Origin of the sequence: Streptomyces hilarionis (genome assembly GCF_024539675.1) — a bacterium.
GTDB lineage: Bacteria > Actinomycetota > Actinomycetes > Streptomycetales > Streptomycetaceae > Streptomyces > Streptomyces hilarionis.
Map to the genome: position 1 here is coordinate 1 of NZ_JAHHIT010000137.1, position 25,126 is coordinate 25,126.

A 25,126-nucleotide genomic window follows, 5' to 3' on the forward strand; every position below is an offset into this window, starting at 1 on the left:
GGTGGGCGGGGCGTGGGCGGCGGGTGAAGCGGCTGGCGGTCTCGCATGCGTTTCATTCGGCGCGGATGGAGCCGATGGTGGCGGAGTTCCGTGCGGTGCTGGAGTCGGTGGAGTTTCGTGTCCCGCGTGTTGCGGTGGTGTCGAACGTGTCGGGGCGTGTGGCGGGGGAGGAGTTGTGCGACCCGGAGTACTGGGTGCGGCATGTCCGTGAGGCGGTGCGTTTCGCCGACGGCGTCGGATCCGCGCTGGAACGGGGCGTCGACAAGTTCCTGGAACTGGGTCCCGGCGGCGCGCTGACCGCGATGGCCGAGGAGACGCTCGACCACACCGGCGCGGACGCCGTGTGCGCTCCCGTCCTGCACCGCGAACGCCCCGAGGCCCTCACGCTCCTGAACGGTCTGGGAGCGGTCGCGGCGGCCGGCGCCGAGGTCGACTGGGCGGCGCTGTTCGCCGGCACGGGAGCGCGCACGGTCGAGCTGCCGACCTACGCCTTCCAGCACAAGCGGTACTGGCCGCGGCCCGCCGTGGGCGACGGCGACCTGGCGGCCGCCGGGCTGGCGCGGGCCGGGCACCCGCTCCTGACGGCCTGGCTGCCGGCCCCCGAGGGCGACGAGGTGCTGTGCACCGGCCGGGTGTCCCTGGCGACGCACCCCTGGCTGGGCGACCACCGGGTGCTGGGCACGGTGCTCGTGCCGGGCACCGCGTTCGTCGACCTCGCCTGCTGGGCGGGCGAGCGCGTCGGGTACGGCACACTGCGCGAACTGACCCTGGCCACGCCGCTGGCGCTCGCCGAGAACGCCGCCGTGCGGCTGCGGCTGGCGCTCGGCGCGCCCGACGCCGCCGGGTACCGGGCGGTCGGCGTGTACGCGCAGCCCGACGACGGGGACGAGGAGGCGCGCTGGACCCGGCACGCCGAGGGGCTGCTCGCCCCGACCGGGGCGCCGGACGCGCAGGCCTCCGAGGAGTTCGCCGTCTGGCCGGTCCAGGGCGCCGAACCGATCGCCATGGACGGCTTCTACGACGGGCTGGCCGACGCCGGGTTCGCCTACGGACCCGTCTTCCGCGGCCTGCGGGCCGCCTGGCGGCGCGGCGACGAGGTCTTCGCCGAGGTGAGCCTGCCGACGGAGGAGACCGGCGGGTTCGGCGTCCATCCGGGCCTGCTGGACGCGGCCCTGCACGCGCTCGGCCCCGCCGCACGCGCCACCGACGAGCCCGGCTCGGCCCGGCTGCCGTTCTCCTGGGGCGAGGTGCGGGTGCACGCGGTCGGCGCGGACCTGCTGCGGGTCCGGCTGGTCCGGGCCGACGACGGCGCCGTCACCCTGGACGCCGCCGACGCGGCGGGCCGGCCGGTGGTCTCCATCGGTTCGCTGGTGCTGCGCCCGCTCTCGCCGCAGCGCCTGCACGGCGACGCCCCCGCCCCGGACGAGGCGCTGTTCGCCACCCGGTGGGCGCCGCTGGAGGATGTCGGCGACGTACCGCCGGACTCCGTGCGCGCCGTGCTCGGCGAGGCCGCCGCCGACGGCCTGCGGCACTGCGCGGACCTGGCGGCGTTCGCCGAGTCCGTCGCGGGCGGCGGGGAGAAGCCCGGCGCGGTGCTGTTCGCGCCCTGCCCGCGGGACCTCGGCGACGACGCCGCCGAGGCTGCCCGGCGCGGCGCCGAGTGGGCCCTCGACCTGCTCCGGCGATGGCTCGCGGACGACCGGCTGGCCGACTGCCGCCTGGTGGTCGGCACCCGGTGCGCGTCACCCGTGACGGCCGGGGACGACGTACGCCTCGACCAGTCCGCGGTGGCCGGTCTGGTGCGGTCGGCGCAGACCGAGAACCCCGACCGGATCACGCTCGTCGACCTCGACGACGGCGCCGCGGACGACCTCGCGCCGCACCTCGCGCACCTCGCGGCGGCCGTGCACCGGGGCGAGCCCGAGGTCGCCGTGCGCCACGGCGTGTCGTACGCCCGCCGGCTCTCCCGCCCGGACACCGCACGCGCCCTGGACGTGCCCTCGGAGCCCGGCCCCTGGAGGCTGGACAGCACCGGCCGGGGCACGCTGGACAACCTCGCCCTGGTGCCCTGCCCGGAGGCCGCCGAGCCGCTGGGCGAGGGCATGGTGCGGATCGCCGTGCGCGCCGCCGGGATGAACTTCCGGGACGTCCTGATCGCCCTGGACATGTACCCCGGCCGGGCCGAACTCGGCACCGAGTGCGCCGGAGTCGTCCTGGAGACCGGCCCCGGCGTCACCTCGCTCGCGCCGGGGGACCGGGTGATGGGCATGGTCGGCGGCGCGTTCGGGCCCGTCGCGGTGGCCGACCGGCGGGTCCTGGCACGGATCCCCGACGACTGGACGTACGAGACCGCCGCGGCCGTCCCCGTGGCCTTCCTCACCGCCTACTACGGCCTGGTCGACCTCGCGGACCTGCGCGCGGGCGAGAAGGTGCTCGTGCATGCGGCGGCCGGCGGCGTCGGCATGGCCGCCGTCCAACTGGCCCGGCATCTGGGCGCCGAGGTGTTCGGCACCGCCTCGGCGGCCAAGTGGGACACCCTGCTCGCCGCCGGCCTCGACCGCGCCCACGTCGCGTCCTCGCGCACCCTGGACTTCGAGGACGACGTCCGCGCGGCGACCGGCGGCGCGGGCGTCGACGTCGTGCTGAACTCGCTCGCGGGCGAGTTCGTGGACGCCTCGCTGCGCGCGATGCCGCGCGGCGGCCGGTTCGTCGAGATGGGCAAGACCGACCTGCGCGACCCCGGGCGCACGGCCGCAGACCACCCCGGCGTGCGCTACCGGTCCTTCGACCTCGGCGAGGCGGGCCCGGACCGGATCGCCGAGATCCTCGCCCGACTCGTGGAGCTCTTCGCCGCCGGCGCGCTCACCCCGCTCCCCGTCACCCGCTGGGACGTGCGCGACGCCCCCGACGCCTTCCGCGCGCTGAGCCGGGCCGCGCTCACCGGCAAGGCCGTGCTGACCGTGCCCGCCCTCTCCTTCGCGCCCGGCGAGACGGTCCTGATCACCGGCGGCACCGGCACCCTGGGCGCGCTCCTTGCCCGCCACCTGGTCACCGAGCACGGGCTGCGGCACGTCACCCTCACCGGGCGGCGCGGCGCGGAGACGCCCGAGGTGCGCCGGCTGCGCGCCGAGGTGGCGGGGACGGGCGCCGAGATCCGCGTCGAGGCCTGCGACGCCGGGGACGCGGACGCCGTGCGCGGGCTCCTGGAGGAGCTCACCGCCGGACACCGGCTCGCCGGGGTCGTGCACGCGGCGGGCGTCACCGACGACGGGGTCGTCTCCGCGCTGGACCGGGACCGGCTCACGGCCGTGCTGCGCCCGAAGGTGGGCGGCGCATGGAACCTGCACCGGCTCACCGAGCACCTCGCGCCCCGGATGTTCGTCCTGTTCTCCTCCGCCTCGGCCACGCTCGGCGCGGCCGGGCAGGGCAACTACGCCGCCGCCAACGCCTTCCTCGACGCCCTCGCGGCGCACCGGCACTCCCGGGGCCTGCCCGCCACCAGCCTGGCCTGGGGCCTGTGGGAGGAGGCCAGCGGCATGACCGGGCAGCTCGGCGAGCGCGACCGGCGGCGGATGAGCCGGTCCGGGGTCGCCCCGCTGAGCACGGCGGCCGGTCTCGCCCTGTTCGACGCCGGGCGGCTCAGCGGGCTCCCGGCGCTGACCCCCGTCCGGCTCGACCTGGCCGGACTGCGGGCCCGGTACGCCGACCAGCCGGTCCCGGCCGTCCTGCGGGACCTCGTCCGGGTCCGGCGCACGGCGACGGCCGCCGCGTCGGGCGCGAGCACGCCCGGCGCGACGGGCGCGGCGGGGCCGGGGCCGCTGGGCGACCGGCTGGCCGGGCTGTCCCCGGCCGAGCGCGGCCGGCTCGTCCTGGACCTGGTGCGCGAGCACACCGCGGCCGTCCTCGGCCACGGCTCGGCCGACGACGTCGAACCGGACCAGGCGTTCAAGTCGCTGGGCTTCGACTCGCTCACCGCGGTCGAACTGCGCAACCGGCTGCGGACGGCGACCGCCCTCGCGGTCCCCGCGACCCTGGTCTTCGACCACCCCACCCCGGCGGCCCTCGCCGCCCACCTGCTGGAGCTGGCGGCCCCCGCCGAGGACGACCCGGCGCTGCGGGTCCTCGGCGAGCTCGAACGGCTGGAGGCCGGCGTCGAAGCACTCGGCACGGACGACGCGGCCCACGACGAGGTCGTCGCCCGGCTGCGCCGGATCCTGCGGCGCGTCGAGGGCGACGCGCCCCGGGACGGCGGCGAGGCCGACTCCCTGGAGACGGCCTCCGCGGCGGAAGTGCTCGCGTTCATCGACAGCGAATTCGGCGATCTTGCCTAGGACACTTACGGAGTTGAGCGCAGTGGCGGATGACGACAAGCTCGTCGAATACCTCAAGCGGGTCACCGCGGACCTGAAGCGGACCCGGCAGCGGGTGCAGGAACTGGAGGCCGGCGCCGCCGAACCGATCGCCGTCGTCTCCATGGGCTGCCGCTTCCCCGGCGGCGTCTCCTCCCCGGAGGACCTGTGGGAGGTCGTGCGCACCGGCGGCGACGCCATCGCCCCGTTCCCCGCCGACCGCGGCTGGAACGGCGACGACCTGACCGGGGACTTCCGCAGGGCGGGCGGCTTCCTCCACGACGCGGGCGGGTTCGACGCCGGGCTGTTCGGCATCTCGCCGCGCGAGGCGCTGGCCATGGACCCCCAGCAGCGGCTGCTGCTGGAGACCGCCTGGGAGACCCTGGAGCGGGCCGGGCTCGACCCCACGGCGGTGCGCGGCGCCGACGGCGGCGTGTTCGTCGGCATGGCCGACCAGAAGTACGGCCCGCGCGGCGCGGAACAGCTCGACGAGGTCAAGGGCCTGGTCCTGACCGGCACGACCAGCAGCGTCGCCTCCGGCCGGATCGCCTACTCGCTCGGTCTTCAGGGGCCCGCGATGACCGTCGACACCGCCTGCTCCTCCTCCCTGGTCGCCCTGCACCTCGCGGTCCGCGCGCTGCGCTCGGGGGAGTGCTCCTTCGCGCTGGTCGGCGGCGCCGCCGTGATGGCGCAGTCCCAGCTGTTCGCGGAGATGGCCGAGCAGGGCGGCATGGCCGGCGACGGCCGCTGCAAGGCCTTCGCCGCCGCCGCGGACGGCACCGGCTGGGGCGAGGGCGTCGGCGTCGTCCTCCTGCAACGCCTGTCCGTGGCGCGGGCGGCGGGCCTGCCCGTGCTGGCGACGATCCGCGGCACCGCCGTCAACCAGGACGGCGCCTCCAACGGCCTGACCGCGCCCAACGGGCCCGCCCAGCGCCGCGTCATCCGCAAGGCGCTCGACGACGCCCGGCTCAGCGTCGGCCAGGTCGACGCCGTCGAGGCGCACGGCACCGGGACCCGGCTCGGCGACCCCATCGAGGCGCAGGCCCTGCTGGCCACCTACGGCCAGGACCGGTCGGGCGCGGAGCCGCTGTGGCTGGGCTCGGTCAAGTCCAACATCGGCCACACCCAGGCCGCCGCCGGTCTGGCCGGCGTCATCAAGATGGTGCTGGCGATGCGGCACGGTGTGCTGCCGCGCACCCTGCACGTCGACGAGCCCACGCCCCAGGTCGACTGGTCGAGCGGCGCCGTGCGGCTGCTGACGCGGGAACGCGACTGGCCGCACACCGGGCGGCCGCGGCGCTCGGCCGTCTCCTCCTTCGGCATCAGCGGCACCAACGCCCACGTGATCCTGGAGCACGACCCGGCCGCCGACCCGGAGGCCGGGGCCGGCGCCGCCGAGGGCTCGGGCGGCGCGTCCGCGGCGGGCACGGACCCCTCCGCGAGCGCTCCCGTCCCGTGGCTGGTGTCCGCCGCGAGCCAGGAGGCGCTGAGCGCCCAGGCCGGGCGGCTGCACCGGCACGCCGCCGACCGGCCCGACCAGGCGCCGCTGGACGTCGCCTGGTCGCTCGCCGCGGGCCGCGCCCGGCTCGCCCACCGCGCGGTCGTCCTCGGCGCCGACCGCGACGAACTCCTCGCCGCCCTCGCGGACCTGGGCGCCGGCCGCACCCACCCGAGGGTCGTCCGGGGAAGGACCGCGCCCGCCGGCCCGGTCGCCTTCCTCTTCACCGGCCAGGGCTCGCAGCGCGCCGGAGTCGGGCGCGAACTGTACGCGGCCTTCCCCGCGTTCGCCCGCGCCTTCGACGACGTGCGCGAGCGGCTCGACCCGCAGCTCGCCCACCCGCTGGACGACATCATCGACGGGCGCGTCGTGGACGGGCTGCCGCTGATCGAGCAGACCGGGTACGCGCTCGCCGCGGTGTTCGCCCTGGAGGTGGCGCTGTTCCGGCTCGTCGAACAGGCCGGCGTCGTGCCCGACTTCGTACTCGGCCACTCCACCGGCGAACTCGCGGCCGCGCACTGCGCCGGAGTGCTGTCGCTCGACGACGCCTGCACCCTCGTCGCCGCCCGCGGACGGCTGGTGCAGACCCTGCGCACCGACGGCGCCATGGTCGCCGTGGAGACCTCGGAGACGGAACTCGTCGAACTGATGGCCCTCGCCGAGGTCGGCGAGCGCGCCACCGTCGCCGTCGTCAACGGGCCCCGCGCGGTGGTGGTCTCCGGCGACGCCGACGCCGTCGAACGGGTCCGGGAACTCGCCGAGGACCGCGGGCGCAAGACCCGCAGGCTCCCCATCAGCCACGCCGCCCACTCCGTGCACATGGAGCCGATGCTGGAGCCGCTGCGCGAGGTCGCCGAGGGACTGCGCCACCACCGCCCCCGCATCCCGATCGTGTCCAACCTCACCGGGGCCCCCGTCGACCCCGACACCACCGACTGGCCGCGGTACTGGGCCCGGCAGGTCCGCGAGACCGTGCGCTTCCACGACGGAGTCCGCTGGCTCGCCGACCGGTCGGTCGCCGCCTGCCTCGAACTGGGGCCCGGCGGGGCGCTCGTCGCGATGGCGCGCGAGGCTCTCGACGAGCCGGGCCGGGACACGGCGCTGGCGCCCGCCTTGCAGCACGACCGCCCCGAGGCGGCCGGCTTCCTCACCGCGCTCGCCGAACTGCACGTGCACGGGGTGCACGTCGACTGGGCGGCCGCGCTCGCCGCCCGCGGCGGCGCCCGCGTCGACCTGCCCACCTACGCGTTCCGGCACGAGCGCTACTGGCTGTCCCCCGCCCCCGCGCCGGCGCGCACCGCCGAGCCGGCCGACGAGGCCGGACGGGTCCGCCTGCGGGTCGCCTGGACGCCCGCCGCCGGCCTCGACGCCGACGCCCGTCCGGCCGGCCCCTGGCTGGTCCTCGCCCCCGAGGGCGGCGACGGTCCCGAGGCGGCCGGGGCGCTGGGGGAGCGGGCCGTCCTGCTGACCTACGGGTCCGCCCCGGAGCGGGCCGCGCTCGCCGAGCGCGTCCGCGTGGTGCTGCCCGCGGACCAGCCCCCGGCCGGGGTCCTCGTGCTGCCCGCAGCGGGCGGCGACCCGCTGGAAACCGCCCTGACCGTGCGCGGGGCGCTCGCCGACGCGGACGTCCGCGCCCCGCTGTGGTTCGCGACCAGGGGCGCGGTCCAGGTCGACGCCGAACCCGCGCCCGGCGCGGCGCAGTCCGCCCTGTGGGGACTAGGCCGGCTGCTGCCGCGCGCGGGAGTGGTCGACCTTCCCGCCGACCTCGACGCCCGCTCCCTGCGGACGCTGGCGGCCGTGCTCGCCGCACCCGGCGACCACGACGAACTCGCCGTACGGCCCGGCGGGGTGTACGCCCGCAAGCTGCTGCCCGCCGAGCGGCCCCGGCGCCGGCGCCCGCAACGCGCCGGCGGCACGGTCCTGATCACGGGAGACGTCGCGGACGTCACCCCCGAACTGCTGCGGCGTCTGAGCGCCGACGGCGCGCGCGACCTCGTCCTGGCCCACCGCCCCGGCGCGCCCCTGCCCGGTCCGGCCGTCCTGGACGCCGCCGGCGGCCCCTGCCCGCTCGTCGAGTGGGAGCCGGACTGCGGGCCCGTGCCGGTCGAGCCCGCCTCGGTGAGCGCGGTCGTGCACCTCAGCGGCATCGACCCGGCCGGGCCGTCCGCCGTGGACGACCTCGCACCGGCCGAGCTGGCCCACGCCGTCGCCGACCGGCTGCGCACCGTCGCCCGGCTCGACGAGCTGTTCGCGGAGGCGGACCTGGACGCCTTCGTCCTGCTGTCCACCGTCGCCGGGACCTGGGGCGGAGCCGAGGACGTCGTGCACACCCTCGCGCACGCGGCCCTGGAGTCCCTCGCCGCGCGCCGCACCGCCGCCGGCCTGCCCGGCGTCTGCGTCGGCTGGGGCCCCTGGGCGGGAGCCGCGGACCGGGGGACCCCGCCCGTCCCCGGCCTGCTCCCGCTGCCCCCGGAACTCGCCCTGTCCGCGCTCGACGACGCCCTCGACGCCGACGACGCCGTCCACGCCGTCGCCGACGTCGACTGGGCCCTGTTCCACCCGGTCCTCACCGGCCGCGGCCCCCGCCCGCTCGTCGCCGACCTGCCCGCCGTCCGCGCGCTGCCCGCGCCCGAGCCGTCCGCCGTCCTCCCCGCGCCGTCCGCCGACCGCGAGCACCTGCTGCTGGAGACGGTCCGGGCGCAGGCCGCCGCGGTCCTCGGCCACGCCTCGGGCGACGCGATCGACCCCGCGCGCCCCTTCCGCGACCTCGGCTTCGAATCGCTCGCCGCCGTCCGGTTCCGTGACCGGCTCGCCGCCGAGACCGGCCTGCGGCTGCCCGCCACCCTGGTCTACGACCACCCCACCGCGCAGGAGGTCACCGCCCACCTGCTGGCCGAACTGTCCGGGACCCGCCGGGCCGACGAGGAGAGCGCGCCCACGGCCCGCCCCGACGACCCGATCGCCATCGTCGGCATGGCCTGCCGCTACCCCGGCGACGTCCGCGACCCCGAAGGACTGTGGGACCTCGTGCACTCCGGGCGCGACGGCGTCGGCGACTTCCCCGCCGACCGGGGCTGGGACCTGGCGGCCCTGCGCCGGTCCGAGCCGGACCTCGCCCTCAGGGGCGGATTCCTGCCCGACGCCGCCGACTTCGACGCCCAGTTCTTCGGTGTCTCGCCCCGCGAGGCGACCGCGATGGACCCCCAGCAGCGGCTGCTGCTCGAGGTCTCCTGGGAAGCCCTGGAGAGCGCCGGGCTCGCCCCGGCCGCCCTGCGCGGCAGCCGCACCGGCGTCTTCGCCGGCGCCGCCGGCTCCGACTACGGCGTGGTCCTCGCCGGCGCGCCGGAGGCGGACGGATACCTGACGACCGGCACCGCGGCCAGCGTCATCTCCGGCCGCGTCGCGTACACCCTCGGCCTGCACGGGCCCGCGGTCACCGTGGACACGGCGTGCTCCTCGTCGCTGGTCGCCCTCCACATGGCGGTGGGATCGCTGCACCGGGGCGAGTGCGACCTGGCGCTCGCCACCGGCGTATCCGTCATCTCCACGCCGGGCGCGTTCGTCGACTTCGGCCGCCAGAGCGGACTGGCCGCGGACGGCCGCTGCAAGGCCTTCGGCGCGAGCGCCGACGGCACCAACTGGGCCGAGGGCGTGGGCGTCCTGGTCGTGGAGCGGCTCTCCGACGCCCGGCGCAACGGGCACCGGGTGCTGGCCACGGTCCGGGGCAGCGCCATCAACTCCGACGGCGCCTCCAACGGGCTCTCCGCGCCCAACGGCGCGGCGCAGCAGCGCGTGATCCGGCAGGCGCTGGCCACCGCCGGGCTGTCCCCGTCGGACGTCGACGCCGTGGAGGCGCACGGCACCGGCACCACCCTCGGCGACCCGATCGAGGCGCAGGCGCTGCTGGCCGCCTACGGGCAGGACCGCCCGGACGGGCAGCCGCTGTGGCTCGGCTCGCTGAAGTCCAACATCGGGCACAGCGGGGCCGCGGCCGGCGTCGGCGGCGTGATCAAGATGGTGCAGGCCATGCGGCACGGCGTCCTGCCGCGCACGCTGCACGCCGACGAGCCCACCCCCGAGGTGGACTGGACGGCGGGCGCGGTCGAACTCCTCACCGACAACCGGCCCTGGCCGCCCGCCGGACGGCCGCGCCGCGCGGCCGTCTCGGCCTTCGGCGTCAGCGGCACCAACGCGCACGTCGTCCTGGAAGAGGGACCCGCCCCCGTGAGCGGACCCGTCGAGTCCGCCCCGGCGGCGGCGGACGGACGGGACGAGGCCCTGGCCGGGGCGCAGGCGTCGTTCGTCGGCGCGCCCGCCGAAGCCGAACCCTCCGCGACGGCGTCCCCGGCCGCGCACGGCGTCGTGCCCTGGGTGCTGTCCGCCCGCACCCCCGAGGCGCTGCGCGCCCAGGCCGGACGCCTGCTCGCCCACGTCGCCGACCGGCAGCCCCCGGTGGCCGCCGTGGGGCACGCCCTGCTGACCTCCCGGTCGGCGTTCGAGCACCGGGCCGTCGTCCTGGGCTCCGGGCACGACGAGTTCGCCGCGGCGCTCGACGCGGTCGCCGCCGGACGGCCCGCCGACGGCGCCGTCACCGGCACGGCCCGCCAGGCACGCCGCGGACCCGTCCTCGTCTTCCCCGGGCAGGGCGGCCAGTGGCCCGGCATGGCAGCCGAACTCCTCGACACCTCGCCGGAGTTCGCCGCCCGCTGGGCCGAGTGCGACCGCGCCCTGAAGCCGCACACCGGGTTCTCCGTGACCGAACTGGTCCGCTCCGGCGCGCCGATGGAGCGGGTCGACGTCGTCCAGCCGGTGCTGTTCGCCGTCATGGTGTCGCTGGCGGAGCTGTGGCGCTCCTACGGAGTGCGGCCCGCCGCGGTGGCCGGACACTCCCAGGGCGAGATCGCCGCGGCCTGCGTGGCCGGGGCGCTCACCCTGGACGACGCCGCCCGCGTGGTCGCGCTGCGCGCCAAGGCCCTCCTGGCGCTCGTCGGCGAGGGCGGCATGGTCTCCGTCGGCGTCCCGCTCGCCGAGGCGGAACGGTGGCTGCCCCGCTGGCAGGGCAGGATCTCCGTGGCGGCGGTCAACGGCCCCTGTGCGGTGGTGTTCTCGGGCGAGCCCGCCGCACTGGACGAACTCACCGCGCACGCCCGCGCCCAGGACGTCCGGGTCCGGCGGATCGAGGTGGACTACGCCTCGCACTCGGCGCAGGTCGAGCGGATCGAGGACGACATCCTGACCGCCCTCGGTCCGGTCCGCCCCACCGACGCGCCCGTCCCCTTCTTCTCCACCGTCACCGCCGACTGGCAGGACACCGCCGGCCTCGACGCCGCCTACTGGTACCGCAACCTGCGCGAACCCGTGCTGCTCGAACCGTCCGTCACGGCGCTGGTGGAGCAGGGCTACGACGTGTTCGTCGAGGTCAGCCCGCACCCGGTGCTCGGCGCCGCGCTCACCGAGACCGCGGAACGGGCCGGCGCGGACCCCGTGGTGACGGGCACCCTGCGCCGCGACGAGGGCGGCCTCCCGCGCCTGCACACCGCCCTCGCCGCACTGTGGGCGAACGGGGTGCCCGTCGACTTCGCGCCCGCCTTCGACGGACCGTGCGGCCCGCCCGCCGAACTGCCCTCCTACCCCTTCCAGCGCACCCGCTACTGGCCCGCCCCCCGGCCCGCCGCCGCGAACGACCCCCAGGACGAGCGCTTCTGGCAGGCCGTCGACCGCCAGGACCTGCCCGCCCTGGCCGGCACCCTCGGCCTGCCCGACGAACAGCCGCTGCACGCCGTCGTGCCGGCCCTGTCCGCCTGGCGGCGCGGCCGCCGGGACCGGGCGGCCGTCGACTCCTGGCGCTACCGCGTCGCCTGGCGCCGGCTGCCCGAACCGCGGCCGGGCGCCCTGGCGGGCGCCTGGCTGCTGATCGTGCCGTCCGGTGCGGCGGACGCCCCCGGCGCCCTGGCCGCCGTCGCCGCCCTGCGCCCCCTCGCCGACGAGCTGACGGTGCTGACCGTCGACTCCGCGGCCGACCGAGCCGCCCTGGCCACGGCGGTCCGCGGCGCCCTCGGCGGCGCCGACCCGGCGGGCGTCGTCTCCCTGACCGCCACCGACGTCTCGCCGCACCCCGACCGGCCCGACGTCCCGGCCGGGACGGCGCTCACCCTCGCCCTGCTCGGGGCGCTCGCCGACGCCTCGGTCACCGCCCCCCTGTGGTGCCTGACCCACGGCGCCGTCGCCACCGACGACGACGCCGCGCCCGCGCACCCCGAGCAGGCGGCCGTATGGGCCCTCGGGCGGGTCGCCGCACTGGAGTTCCCGCACACCTGGGGCGGCCTCGTCGACCTGCCCGACGTCCTCGACGACCGCGCGGCCGGGCGGCTCGCCGCCGTCCTCGCGGGCCTGGACGGCGAGGACCAGGTGGCGCTGCGCCCCTCCGGCGCCTTCGGACGCCGGCTGGTGCGCGCCGCCCCCCGCCCGGCGGCGGGCGCCGGCTGGCGCCCGCACGGCACCGTCCTGATCACCGGCGGCACCGGCGCGCTCGGCCGGCGGGTCGCCCGCCGGCTGGCCCAGGAGGGCGCCGAACACCTCGTCCTGACCAGCCGACGCGGCCCGCTCGCCCCCGGAGCCGACGCGCTGGCCGCCGAACTGGGCGCGCTCGGCGCACGGGTGAGCCTGATCTCCTGCGACCTCGGGGATCGCGCACAGGTCGCCGCCCTGGTCGCCGAGGCCGAGCGCGCCGGGGACCGGATCGGCGCCGTCGTCCACACGGCCGGCGGCGGCGGACTCGGACCGCTCGCCGAGGCCGGCCCCGACGACCTGGCCGAGGCCATGGCCGCGAAGGTGACCGGCATAGCGCACCTGGAAGCGGCCCTGGACCCCGCCCACCTCGACGTCGTCGTCTACTTCTCCTCCATCAGCGCCTCCTGGGGCGCGGGCCGCCACGGCGTCTACGCCGCCGCCAACGGCGTGCTCGACGCCCGCGCCGAGGCCCGCAGCGCGGCCGGGGTGCACACCGTGTCCCTCGCCTGGGCGCCCTGGGCGGGCGGCGGCATGGCCGACGACCCGGTCTTCGACACGCTCGCCCGCAAGGGCCTGCCGCTCATCGACCCCGACCTCGCCGTCTCCGCGCTCCTCGCGGTGCTCGCCGAGGGCGAGTCCTCCCTGCTGCTCGTCGACGTCGACTGGCCCCGCTTCACCCCCCAGTTCACCTTCGAGCGGCCCAGCCGGCTGCTGGCGGACCTGCCCGAGGCACAGCCCGAACCCGATCCCGGCGCCGCCGGGGACACGGCCGGACCCCCGCTCGTCCGCCGGCTGACCGGCCTGAGCGGCCACCAGCGTGCGGCGGCGCTGCGCGAACTGGTCCGCGAGCAGGCCGCGGCGGTGCTGGGCCACGACGACCCGGGGTCCGTGGACCCCGCCCGGCCGCTCAAGGACCTCGGCTTCGACTCGCTCACCGCCGTCGAGCTGCGCAACCGGCTGAGCACCGCCACCGGCCTCGGGCTCCCCGCCACCGTCGTCTTCGACCACCCCACCGTCGCCGAACTGGCCGACGTCCTGGCCCGCGGGCTGGACGCCGGAGCCGGGGACCGGCCCGCCGCCCCGGCCACCGTCGTCCGCGTCGACCAGGACGACCCGATCGCCATCGTCGCGATGGCCTGCCGCTACCCCGGCGACATCGCCTCCGCCGACGACCTGTGGCGGGCGGTCCGCGACGAGGCCGACCTGATCACGCCGTTCCCCGCCGACCGCGGCTGGGCCCTCGACCGGATCCTCGACGCCGACCCCGACCGCCAGGGCGCCAGCTACGTCGGCCACGGCGGCTTCCTGCACGACGCGGCCCTGTTCGACCCCGGCTTCTTCGGCATCTCGCCCCGCGAGGCCCAGGCCATGGACCCGCAGCACCGGCTGCTCCTGGAGTCGACCTGGGAGGCGCTGGAACGCGCGGGCATCGCCCCGAAGTCGCTGCACGGCAGCCGGACCGGCGTCTACGTCGGCATGACCGACCAGGCCTACGGCACCCGGCTGCGCGGCGCCGCCGACGGCATGGAGGGCTACCTGGTGAGCGCCTCCGCCAACGTCGCCTCCGGCCGGATCTCGTACTCGCTCGGCTTCCAGGGCCCCGCGCTCACCGTGGACACCGCCTGCTCCTCCTCCCTGGTGGCGCTGCACCTCGCGGCACAGGCGCTGCGGGACGGCGAGTGCGACCTGGCGGTCGCGGGCGGCGCCACCGTGATGCCGGACCCCACCTCCTTCGTCGCGTTCAGCCGGCAGCGCGGCCTCGCCGCCGACGGCCGCTGCAAGCCCTTCGCCGCCGCCGCGGACGGGTTCTCCCTCGGCGAGGGGGCGGGCGTCCTGCTGGTGGAACGGCTGTCCGACGCCCGCCGCCACGGCCATCCCGTGCTCGCCCTGGTCCGCGGCAGCGCCGTCAACCAGGACGGCGCGTCCAACGGGCTCACCGCGCCCAACGGCCCCGCCCAGGAACGGGTCATCCGGCAGGCGCTGCTCAACGCCGGGCTGTCCGCCGCCGAGGTGGACGTCGTCGAGGCGCACGGCACCGGCACCACGCTCGGCGACCCGATCGAGGCGCAGGCCCTGCTGGCCGCCTACGGCCGCGAACGCCCCGCCGGCCGGCCCCTGTGGCTCGGCTCGGTCAAGTCGAACATCGGGCACAGCCAGGCCGCCGCGGGCGTGGCCGGCGTCATCAAGATGGTGCAGGCCATGCGGCACGACCTGATGCCGCGCACCCTGCACGTGGACGCCCCCAGCCCGCACGTCGACTGGACCTCGGGAGCGGTGGAGCTGCTCGTCGCCTCCCGCCCCTGGACGCGGGACGGGCAACCGCGCCGCGCGGCCGTCTCCGGCTTCGGCATCAGCGGCACCAACGCCCACGTCATCCTGGAGGAGGCGCCGGACGAGCCCCGCGAGGCGGCCGCACCGGCCACGCCGGACGGGCCGGACACGGCCGTCCCCCTGCCGTTCGTGCTCTCCGCCCGCACCCGGGAGGCGCTGCCCGACCAGGCCGCCCGGCTGGCCGCCCGGCTCGCCGACGACGAGGCCCGGGTGCCCGACCTCGCCTACTCCCTCGCCACCACCCGCAGCGTCCTGGACCGCGCCGCGGTCGTCGTCGCCGCCGAACCCGACGAGCTGCGCCGCGCCCTGACCGACCTGGCCGCGCACTCCGTAGCCGAGGAACGCGCCGACGGCGGGCTCGCCTTCCTCTTCACCGGGCAGGGCGCCCAGCGGGCCGGCATGGGCCGGGAGCTGTACACCGCGTTCCCGGCCTTCGCCGCCGCCTTCGACGAGGTCTGCGACGCCCTCGACGGGCATCTGCCGCGCCCGCTGCGCACGGTGGTGTTCGCCGAACCCGGCACGCCCGAAGCCGCCCTGCTCGACCAGACCCTCTACACGCAGACGGGCCTGTTCGCCCACGAAGTGGCGCTGTTCCGGCTGCTGGAGCACTGGGGCGTGCGGCCCGACGCCGTCCTCGGCCACTCGGTCGGCGAACTGGCCGCCGCGCACGTGGCCGGCGTCTGGACGACCGCCGACGCGGCCCGCGTGGTCGCCGCCCGCGCCCGGCTGATGCAGGCGCTGCCCGAGGGCGGCGCGATGCTGTCCGTCGCCGCGGCCGAGGACGAGGTGGCCGCGGTGCTCGGCGACGCCTTCGCCGAGGTCGCCGTCGCCGCCGTCAACGGCCCGGCCGCCCTCGTGCTGTCCGGCGCCGAGGAGGCCGTCACCGCCGCCGGCGCACGGCTCGCCGGGGCGGGGCTGCGCACCAGGCGGCTCACCGTCAGCCACGCCTTCCACTCGGCGCTGATGGAGCCGATGCTCGCGGCGTACGAGCGCGCACTCTCCGACGTCGCCTTCGCCGAGCCCGCACTGCCCGTCGTCTGCGACCTGACCGGCGAACCGGCCGCCCCCGGGCAGCTGTGCGAACCCGCCTACTGGGTACGGCAGGTCCGCCACGCCGTGCGGTTCGCCGACGGGGTGAGCACCCTGCTCGACGACGGCGTCACGACGTTCCTGGAGCTGGGACCGCACGGCGTGCTGAGCGCCATGGCCCAGGAGTGCGCCGGCGAGCGCGCCGTCGCCGTCCCCGCCCAGCGCCGCGACCGCGACGAGGTGCGCACCCTGCTCACCGCGCTCGGCAGGGTCCACGCGCGCACCGGCCGCGTCGACTGGCACGCCTTCTTCGACGGCGCCGGAGCCCGCCGCGTCGATCTGCCCACCTACGCCTTCCAGCGCCGCCGCCACTGGCTCGACGCGCCCACCGGCGGCGCCGAGGCGCTGGCCGGCGCGGGGCTGGCCGGCACCGGCCACCCGCTGCTGACGGCGTCCGTGCCGCTGCCCCACACCGGGGGCTCCCTGTTCAGCGGCAGCCTGCCCGCCACGGCGGACCGCGCGCCGGCCGTCGCCGACGTCCTGGACCTGCTGCTGTGGGCCGGCGGCGGCCTCGGCTGCGACCGCATCGCCGCACTCGACGTCGACACCGCCGCGCCCGGCGCGCCGCACGCGCCGTTGCAACTCGTGGTGACGGCGCCGGACGACGACGGCGAGCGGGACTTCGCCCTGCACCTGGGAACCACGACCGGCGGGACGGCCGTCGAGCAGACCTGGACCCGGATCGCCTCCGGCGTGCTCGGCCACTCCCCGGACCGGCGAGCGGCCGGACCCCTGGCCGCCGACCCGGCCGGGCCGTCCCCGGACGAGCTGGTCGCCGACCTCGCGCTCGGTGAACGGGAGGCGGCCGACGCCGACCGGCACGGCCTGCACCCCGCACTGCTGAGCGGCCTGACGGACCTGATCGCCGAACTGGCGGGCCGGCCCGTCCACTTCGCCGGAGTCACCCGGCACGCCACCGGCGCCGCCGAACTGCGCGCCCGGCTGGTCCGCACCGGCCCCGACACCGTCACCGCCCTGCTGTCGGACGCCGCGGGCGAGCCGGTGCTCTCGGTGGACGAGGTCCGGGTGCGGCCGGACGACGCCGAGGGGCGCCCGGCCACGACCGCCGCCGCCACGGACGGCCTCTACCGCCTGACCTGGACGCCCGTGACACCCGTGACGACCGCCGCCCCCGGACCGGACCCCGACCCGGCCGCCGCCTGGGCCGTCGTCGGCGCCGACGCGGAGCCCCTGGCCAAGTCCCTCGCCGAGCGCGGCGCCGACGTCGACCACGCCCCCGGCCTCGACTCCCTCGCCCGCCCCGTGGACCTCGTCGTGCTGCCGGTCGGCACCGGTCCCGGCGACCCCGTCGCCTCCGTGCGGCACACCGTCCACCGCACCCTGGAACAGGTCGGGGAGCTGCTCGCGGACGACCGGACGGCCGGCGCCCGGCTCGTCCTCGTCACCCGGACGGCCGTCGCCGCCGACGACGGCGAGGTCGACCCGGCACAGGCCGCGGCCCGCGGACTGCTGCTCTCCGCGCAGGCCGAACACCCCGGCCGGTTCGTCCTGGTCGACCTCGGCGACCGGGCGGCGGACGCCGAACTGATCCCCGCGGCCGTCGGCGCCGCCCTCGCCGAGGACGAGCCGCAACTCGCCGTCCGGGACGGCCGGTTGCTCAAGCCGCGGCTGGTCCGCGTCACCGAACGCGCCGCACCCGCGGCGGCGTCCCCCGCCGACCGGGGAACGGTGCTGGTCACCGGCGCGAGCGGAGGCATCGGCGCCGAGATCGTGCGACACCTCGCGCACGCCCACGGCGTCCGCCGACTGCTGCTGCTCAGCCGCAAGGGGCCGGACGACCCTCGCGCCGCCGAACTGGCCGCGCGGCTCGCCGAGTCCGGCGCCGAAGCCACCTTCGCGGCCTGCGACGTCGCCGACCGCGCCGCCCTCGCGGCCGTCCTGGCCGACGTGCCGGACGAGCACCCGGTGACCGCCGTCGTGCACATCGCCGGCGTCGTCGACGACGGCGTGCTCACCACCCTCACCCCCGAGCGGGTCGACGCCGTGCTGCGGCCCAAGGTCGACGCCGCACAGCACCTGCACGAGCTGACCGCCGGCCTGGACCTGACGCACTTCGTGCTCTTCTCCTCCGGCGTCGGCACGTTCGGCGGCGCCGGACAGGCCAACTACGCCGCGGCCAACGCCTTCCTGGACGCCCTCGCCCACCGCAGGCGGTCCGCCGGCCTCCCGGCGACCTCCCTCGCCTGGGGTCTGTGGGAGACCGCGGCCGGCATGTCCGCCGACCTGTCCGACGTGGACCGGCGGCGGATGGCCCAGGCCGGAGTCCTCGCCCTCACCCCCGGCCAGGGACGGGCCCTGTTCGACGCGGCCTGGAACTCCGACGCGGCCACCCTGGTGCCGATGGGCCTCGACGCGGCCGTACTGCGCCGCAAGGCGGCCGAGTCGACCCTGCCGCCCGCCTTCCGCTCCCTGGTCAGGACCCCGCTGCGGCGGGCCGCGGCCGGCGCGCGGACGGACCGGGAGTCCTTCGCGCAGCAGCTCGCGGGCCAGTCCGCGGCCGGGCGCCGCAAGCTGCTGCTGGAACTGATCCAGCGGCACGTGTCCGCCGTGCTCGACCACGCCGCCGACACGCCCTTCGACCCGCGACTGCCCTTCCGGGAGATCGGGTTCGACTCGCTCACCGCGGTCGAACTGCGCAACGCCCTGACCGCCGCGACCGGCGTCCAGCTCTCGGCCGCCCTCGTCTTCGACCACCCCACCGCGAACGCGCTCGCCGAGCACCTGGAGCACAAGGTGCTCGCCTCCGTCGCCGGGGCGCCGCTGCCGGTCCTCGCCCAGCTCGACCACCTCGAGGCCGCGCTCGCGGGCGGCCCGGCGAAGGCCGCCGACCGCGAGCGGATCGCCGCCCGGCTGCGCGCCCTGGCCGCCGCCTGGAGCACCGACGAACGAGGCGCCGACGACACCGACGGCGCCGACATCACCAGCAAGCTCGATTCCGCCACGGATGAAGAGCTTTTCGACTTCATCAACGCGGAACTCGGAGAGGACTGAACCCCGATGGCGAACGAGCAGCAGCTGCGTGACTACCTCAAGCGGGTCAGCGCGGACCTGCACCGCACCCGCCGGCGCGTCTTCGAACTGGAGTCCCGCGTCGCCGAACCCCTCGCGATCGTCGGCATGGCCTGCCGCTATCCCGGCGGGGTGACCTCGCCCGAGGACCTGTGGCGACTGGTGGTCGAGGAGACCGACGCGGTCGGCCCCTTCCCCACCGACCGGGGCTGGGACCTGGAGACCCTCCACCACCCCGACCCCGACCACCCCGGCGCCTGCTACGCCCGCGAGGGCGGCTTCGTCGACGACATCGCCTCGTTCGACGCCGCGTTCTTCGGCATCTCCCCGCGCGAGGCCCAGGCCATGGACCCCCAGCAGCGGCTCCTGCTGGAGACGTCCTGGGAGGCCCTCGAACACGCCGGACTCGACATCCAGGCGCTGCGCGGCAGCCGCACCGGCGTGTTCGCCGGGCTCAACCAGCAGGACTACGGCACCCTGCTGGCCGCCTCCCGCGGCGGACTGGACGGCTACGGCGCCACCGGCACCTCCAACAGCGTCCTGTCCGGCCGGGTCTCCTACGTCCTGGGCCTGGAGGGCCCCGCGGTCACCGTCGACACGGCCTGCTCGTCCTCGCTCGTCGCCCTCCACCTCGCCGCCCAGGCGCTGCGGGCCGGCGAGTGCGACCTCGCGCTGGCCGGCGGCGCGACCACCCTGTCCACCCCCGCGGTCCACGTGGCCCTGTCCGAGCAGCGCGCCCTGTCGCCGGACGGCCGCTCCAAGGCCTTCTCGGCGGCGGCCGACGGCGCGGGCTGGAGCGAGGGCGTCGGCGTCCTCGCCGTCGAACGGCTCTCCGACGCCCGCCGCCACGGCCACCGGGTGCTCGCCGTGCTGCGCGGCAGCGCCGTCAACCAGGACGGCGCCTCCAACGGCCTGAGCGCCCCCAACGGCCCCTCCCAGCAACGGGTCATCCGCCAGGCCCTGGCCAACGCGGGCGTGTCGGCGGCCGACGTGGACCTGCTGGAGGCGCACGGCACCGGCACCAGCCTCGGCGACCCCATCGAGGCCGACGCCCTGCTGGCCACCTACGGCAGGGCCAGGACCGCCGAACGGCCCCTGTGGCTCGGCTCGTTGAAGTCGAACATCGGGCACAGCGGGGCCGCCGCCGGCGTCGGCGGTGTGATCAAGGCGGTCCAGGCCCTGCGCCACCGCGTCCTGCCGAAGACCCTGCACGCCGAGGAGCCCACGCCCGAGGTCGACTGGAGCGCGGGCGCCGTCGAACTCCTCGGCGAGGCCCGCGAGTGGCCCGCCTCCGACACCCCCCGCCTGGCCGCGGTCTCCTCCTTCGGCATCAGCGGCACCAACGCCCACGTCATCCTCGAAGAGGCCCCCGAACCGGAGCGGACGTCCGAGACCGCCGAGGCCCCCGAAACCGCCGAGACCGCCGAGGACCCGGACGCCCCCGAGGCCGCCGGAGAGGCCGTCCTGCCGCTGCTGCCCTGGGTGCTCTCCGCCCGCGGCGAGGCCGCCCTGCGCGGCCAGGCCAAGGCCCTGCGCGCCCACCTGCTGACCCGGCCCGGGACCAGCGACGCCGACGTGGCGTTCTCCCTCGCCACCGCCCGCACCGGACTGGAACACCGGGCCGCGGTGCTCGCCGCCGACCGGGACGGCCTTCTCGACGCCCTCGACGCGCTCGCCGCCGACCGCCCGGCCGAAGGCGTGCTCCGCGGCACGCCCGCCGACGGCAAGGTCGTCTTCGTCTTCCCCGGCCAGGGCTCGCAGTGGACGGGCATGGCGCGCGAACTCCTCGACACCTCACCGGTGTTCGCCGCCAAGGCCGCCGAGTGCGCCGCCGCCGTCGAGGAGTTCGTGGACTGGAGCCTGCTCGACGTCCTGCGCGACGAGCCCGGCGCCGCCTCCATGGACCGCATCGAGGTCATCCAGCCCGTCCTGTTCACCGTGATGGTCTCGCTGGCCGCGCTGTGGCAGTCCTACGGCGTGCGGCCCGACGCCGTCGTCGGCAGCTCGCAGGGCGAGATCGCCGCCGCCCACGTGGCCGGCGGCCTGAGCCTCCAGGACGCCGCCCGGGTGGTCTGCCTGCGCAGCCGGCTGCTCGCCGAGACCCTCGTCGGCAAGGGCGCCGTCGCCTCCGTCGCCCTGCCCGCGGACGAGGTGCGCGAGCGCCTGACCCGCTGGGCGGACCGGCTGTCGGTGGCCGGCGTCAACGGCCCCCGCATCGTCGCCGTGGCCGGCGACTCCGACGCCCTCGGCGAGTTCGTCGCCGAGTGCGCCCGCGACGACGTGCGCGCCAGGATCGTCGCCGCCACCGTCCCCACGCACTGCCCGCTCGTCGACCCGCTGCGCGAGCGGCTCCTCGAACTCCTGGCCCCCGTGCGCCCGCTCGCCGGGACCGTGCCCCTGTACTCGACGGTGACCGGCGGCCTCCTCGACACCACCGCCATGGACGCCGACTACTGGTACGACAACACCCGCGCGCCCGTGCTGTTCGAACCGGTCGTGCGCGCCCTGCTCGACGACGGCCACAGCGCGTTCGTCGAGTCCAGCGCCCACCCCGTGCTCGCCATGGGAGTCGAGCAGACCATCGACGCCACCGGCGCGCACGGCGTCGTCGTGGAGTCCCTGCGGCGCGCCGAGGGCGGCCTCGGCCGGATGCTGACCTCGCTGGCCAAGGCGCACCTCGGCGGCGTCCGCGTCGACTGGACCGCCGTGTTCCCCGGCGCCCGCACCGTGGACCTGCCCACCTACGCCTTCCAGCGCACCCGCTACTGGGCCGAGGCCGACGGCCGCACCGGCGACGTGAGCGCGGCCGGCCTGTCCTCGGTCGACCACCCGCTGCTCGGCGCCCTGGTCCGGATGGCCGACGGCGACGGCGCCGTCCTCACCGGCCGGCTGGCCCTGAGCGCCCAGCGCTGGCTCGCCGGCCACGGCGTCGCCGACCGCGTCGTCTTCCCCGGCACCGGCTTCGTCGAGCTGGCCGTGCTCGCCGGCGACCAGGTCGGCTGCGGCCGGATCGAGGAACTCACCCTGCACACCCCGCTCGTCGTGCCCCCCACCGGCGCCGTCGTCGTCCAGGCGCACGTCGAGGCGGCCGACGACGGCGGGGCACGCCAGGTCGCGGTCTTCTCCCGGCCCGACGACGCCGGCGCCGACACGGTCTGGACCCGGCACGCCTCCGGCGTCCTCGTCGCCGACCCGGCCGACCCCGCGGAGGAGCCCGAAGGGCTCGCCGGCGTGTGGCCGCCCGAGGGCGCGCGGGCCGTGGACGTCTCCGGCCTCTACGACCGCATGGCCGCGGCCGGTTACCAGTACGGTCCCGAGTTCCGCGGCCTCAGCCGCGTCTGGCACCTCGACGGCGAGATCTACGCCGAGGTGGCCCTGCCCGCCGACCAGCACTCCACGGCGCAGCGCTTCGGCCTGCACCCCGCCCTCTTCGACGCCGCCCTGCACGCCATGTTCACCTGGGACGGCGACGACGGCGCCGGGGTGGGCATGCCGTTCTCCTGGGCCGGGGTGCGGCTGCACGCCACCGGCTGCACCCGGCTGCGGGTGCACCTCGCGCGGCGCGGCGCGAGCGAGTTCACGCTCGCCCTCGCCGACGAGGCCGGCGATCCGGTCGTCTCGGTCGGCTCCCTCGTCGTGCGCCGGATGACCGAGGCCGCGCTGAGCACCGTCCGCACCGACACGCTGCACCGGCTCGACTGGCGGGCCGTGCCCCCCGCCGACGAGATCGGCGCCGCCCGCCGCGTGCTGCTGGGCGACGACCCGCTGGACCTGGCCGCGGCCCTGCCCGGAGCGGAGCGGGCGGCGGACGCCGCCGCACTCGCCGCCCTCGTCGCCGGGACCGACGCGCCGGTCACCGCGGTGCTCTCCGTCGCCGGAGACGGCGAGCGGATCGGCGACCCGGTCGTCGACACCGCCGCCCTGCTCCAGACCTGGATCGCCGACCCGCGCCTCGACGACGCCCGGCTCGTCGTGGTCACCCGCGGCGCGGTGGCCACCGCCCCCGGCGAGGACGTCACCGACCTCGCCGCCGCCGGCGTGTGGGGCCTGCTGCGCTCGGCCCAGAACGAACACCCCGGACGCTTCGCACTCCTCGACCTCGACACCGCCGAGGAGACCCGCACCGCGCTCGGCCCCGCCCTGTCCCGCACCGAGGAACAACTCGCCCTGCGCGACGGCGCACCGCGCACCCCCGGCCTGACCCGCTGGGACCCCGGCAGCACGATCCTGCCGCCCGCGGGCGAGCGCGCCTGGCGGCTGGAGAACACCCGCCCCGGCACGATCGAGGGCCTCGCGGCCGTGCCCTGCCCGGACCTCCTCGCCCCCCTGGAGCCCCGCCAGGTGCGGATCGCCGTCCACGCCGCGGGCATCAACTTCAAGGACGTCGTCGTCGCCCTCGACCTGGTGCCCGGACTGACCGGCCTCGGCGGCGAGGTCGCCGGCGTCGTCACCGAGACCGGCTCCGACGTCACCCACCACCGCGTCGGCGACCGGGTGTTCGGCCTGTCCGTCGAGGTCTTCGGCCCCGTCACCGTCGCCGACGAACGCACCGTCCACCGCATCCCCGACGGCTGGACGTTCGAGGCGGCCGCCTCCGTCTCCGTCGCCTACCTCACCGCCTACTACGGGCTCGTCGACCTCGGCGGCCTGCGCCCCGGCCAGAGCGTCCTCGTCCACGCCGGGGCCGGCGGCGTCGGCAGCGCCGCCGTCCAGCTCGCCCGCCACCTCGGCGCCGACGTCTACGCCACCGCCAGCCCCGGCAAATGGGACACCCTGCGCGCCCACGGCCTGGACGGCGCCCACATCGCCAACTCGCGGACCCTCGACTTCGAGCAGTGGTTCCTTCAGTCCACCGACGGCCGCGGCATGGACGTCGTCCTCGACTGCCTGGCCGGCGAGTTCGTCGACGCCGGACTGCGGCTGCTGCCCCGCGGCGGACGCTTCCTCGAGATGGGCAAGACCGACAAACGCGACCCCGACGCCGTCGCCGCCGCCCACCCCGGCGTCGCCTACCAGGCCTACGACCTCCCCGAAGCCGGACTCGACCGCATCCACGAGATGCTGCTCACCCTCACCGAACTGTTCGACGCGGGCGTCCTGCACCCCCCGCACCTCAACACCTTCGACGTCCGCGACGCCCGCACCGCCTTCCGCGCCCTCAGCCAGGCCGCCCTCGTCGGCAAGGCCGTCCTCACCCTGCCCGGCGACCCGTTCCCCGCCCACGGCACCGTCCTGATCACCGGCGGCACCGGCATGCTCGGCGCGCTCCTCGCCCACCACCTGGTCACCCGGCACGGCGTGCGCCGTCTGCTGCTCACCAGCCGGCGCGGCCCCGACGCCCCCGGCGCCGCCGAACTCGCCGACCGGCTCACCGAGGCCGGCGCCCACGTCACCGTCGCCGCCTGCGACATCGCCGACCGGGGCCAACTCGCCGCCCTGCTCGCCGACATCCCCGCCGAAGCCCCGCTCACCGCCGTCCTGCACACCGCCGCCGCCCTGGACGACGGCCTGATCGAGTCCCTGACCCCCGAACGGATCCGGGACGTGCTGCGCCCCAAGGTCACCGGCGCGCTCCACCTGCACGAGCTCACCCGCGGCCTCGACCTCGGCGCCTTCGTGCTGTTCTCCTCCATGGCGGGCACCCTGGGCGCCCCCGGCCAGGCCAACTACGCCGCCGCCAACACGATGCTCGACGCCCTCGCCGCCCACCGGCGCGCCCACGGCCTGCCCGGACTCTCCCTCGCCTGGGGCTTCTGGGCCCAGCGCAGCGAGATGTCCGGCCACCTCGACGACCGCGACATGCGGCGCATGAGCCGCGGCGGCATCGTGCCCATGAGCAGCGAGGAGGGCCTCGCCGCCTTCGACCTGGCCTGCCGCTCCGGCCTCGCCCAGTTCGTCCCCGCCAGGCTCGACCCCGCCGCGCTCGCCGGGACCGACGGCCGCGTCCCGCCCATCATGCGGGCCCTCGTGCCCGCCCCCGCCCGCCGGGCCGGACGCCGCTCCGCCGACACCGGGGGCGGCTCGCTGCGCGAGCGGCTGATCCCGCTCACCGGCACCGAACGCATGCGGATCCTGCTCCAGCTGGTCCGCTCCCACGCCGCCACCGTCCTCGGCCACGCCGCCCCGGACGCCGTCGCCTCCCACGCGCCGTTCCGCGAACTCGGCTTCGACTCGCTGACCGCCGTGGAGTTCCGCAACCGGCTCACCGGCGCGGTCGGCTTCCGGCTGCCCGTCACCGTCGTCTTCGACCACCCCACCCCCGGCGAACTGGCCGACTACCTCGCCGCCGAACTCCTCGACGGCCTCGACGAACCCGCCC

Annotated in this window: 3 protein-coding genes; all 3 read left to right on the forward strand. The window is 77.2% G+C overall.

The window, feature by feature from the left end; translation table 11 throughout:
• Nucleotides 1-4,331 (forward strand): SDR family NAD(P)-dependent oxidoreductase (locus KMS84_RS28805; RefSeq protein WP_285894091.1); only part of this gene is annotated, 4,331 nt, incomplete at its 5' end.
• Between the two features lie 22 nt (nt 4,332-4,353).
• Nucleotides 4,354-18,789: a type I polyketide synthase gene (locus KMS84_RS28810; protein ID WP_308287992.1), complete on the forward strand. Its 14,436-nt coding sequence runs from the start codon at nt 4,354-4,356 to the stop codon at nt 18,787-18,789.
• Between the two features lie 6 nt (nt 18,790-18,795).
• Nucleotides 18,796-25,126, forward strand: a 6,331-nt coding sequence (locus KMS84_RS28825; protein WP_256919395.1) for a type I polyketide synthase, incomplete at its 3' end; no start/stop codon positions are given.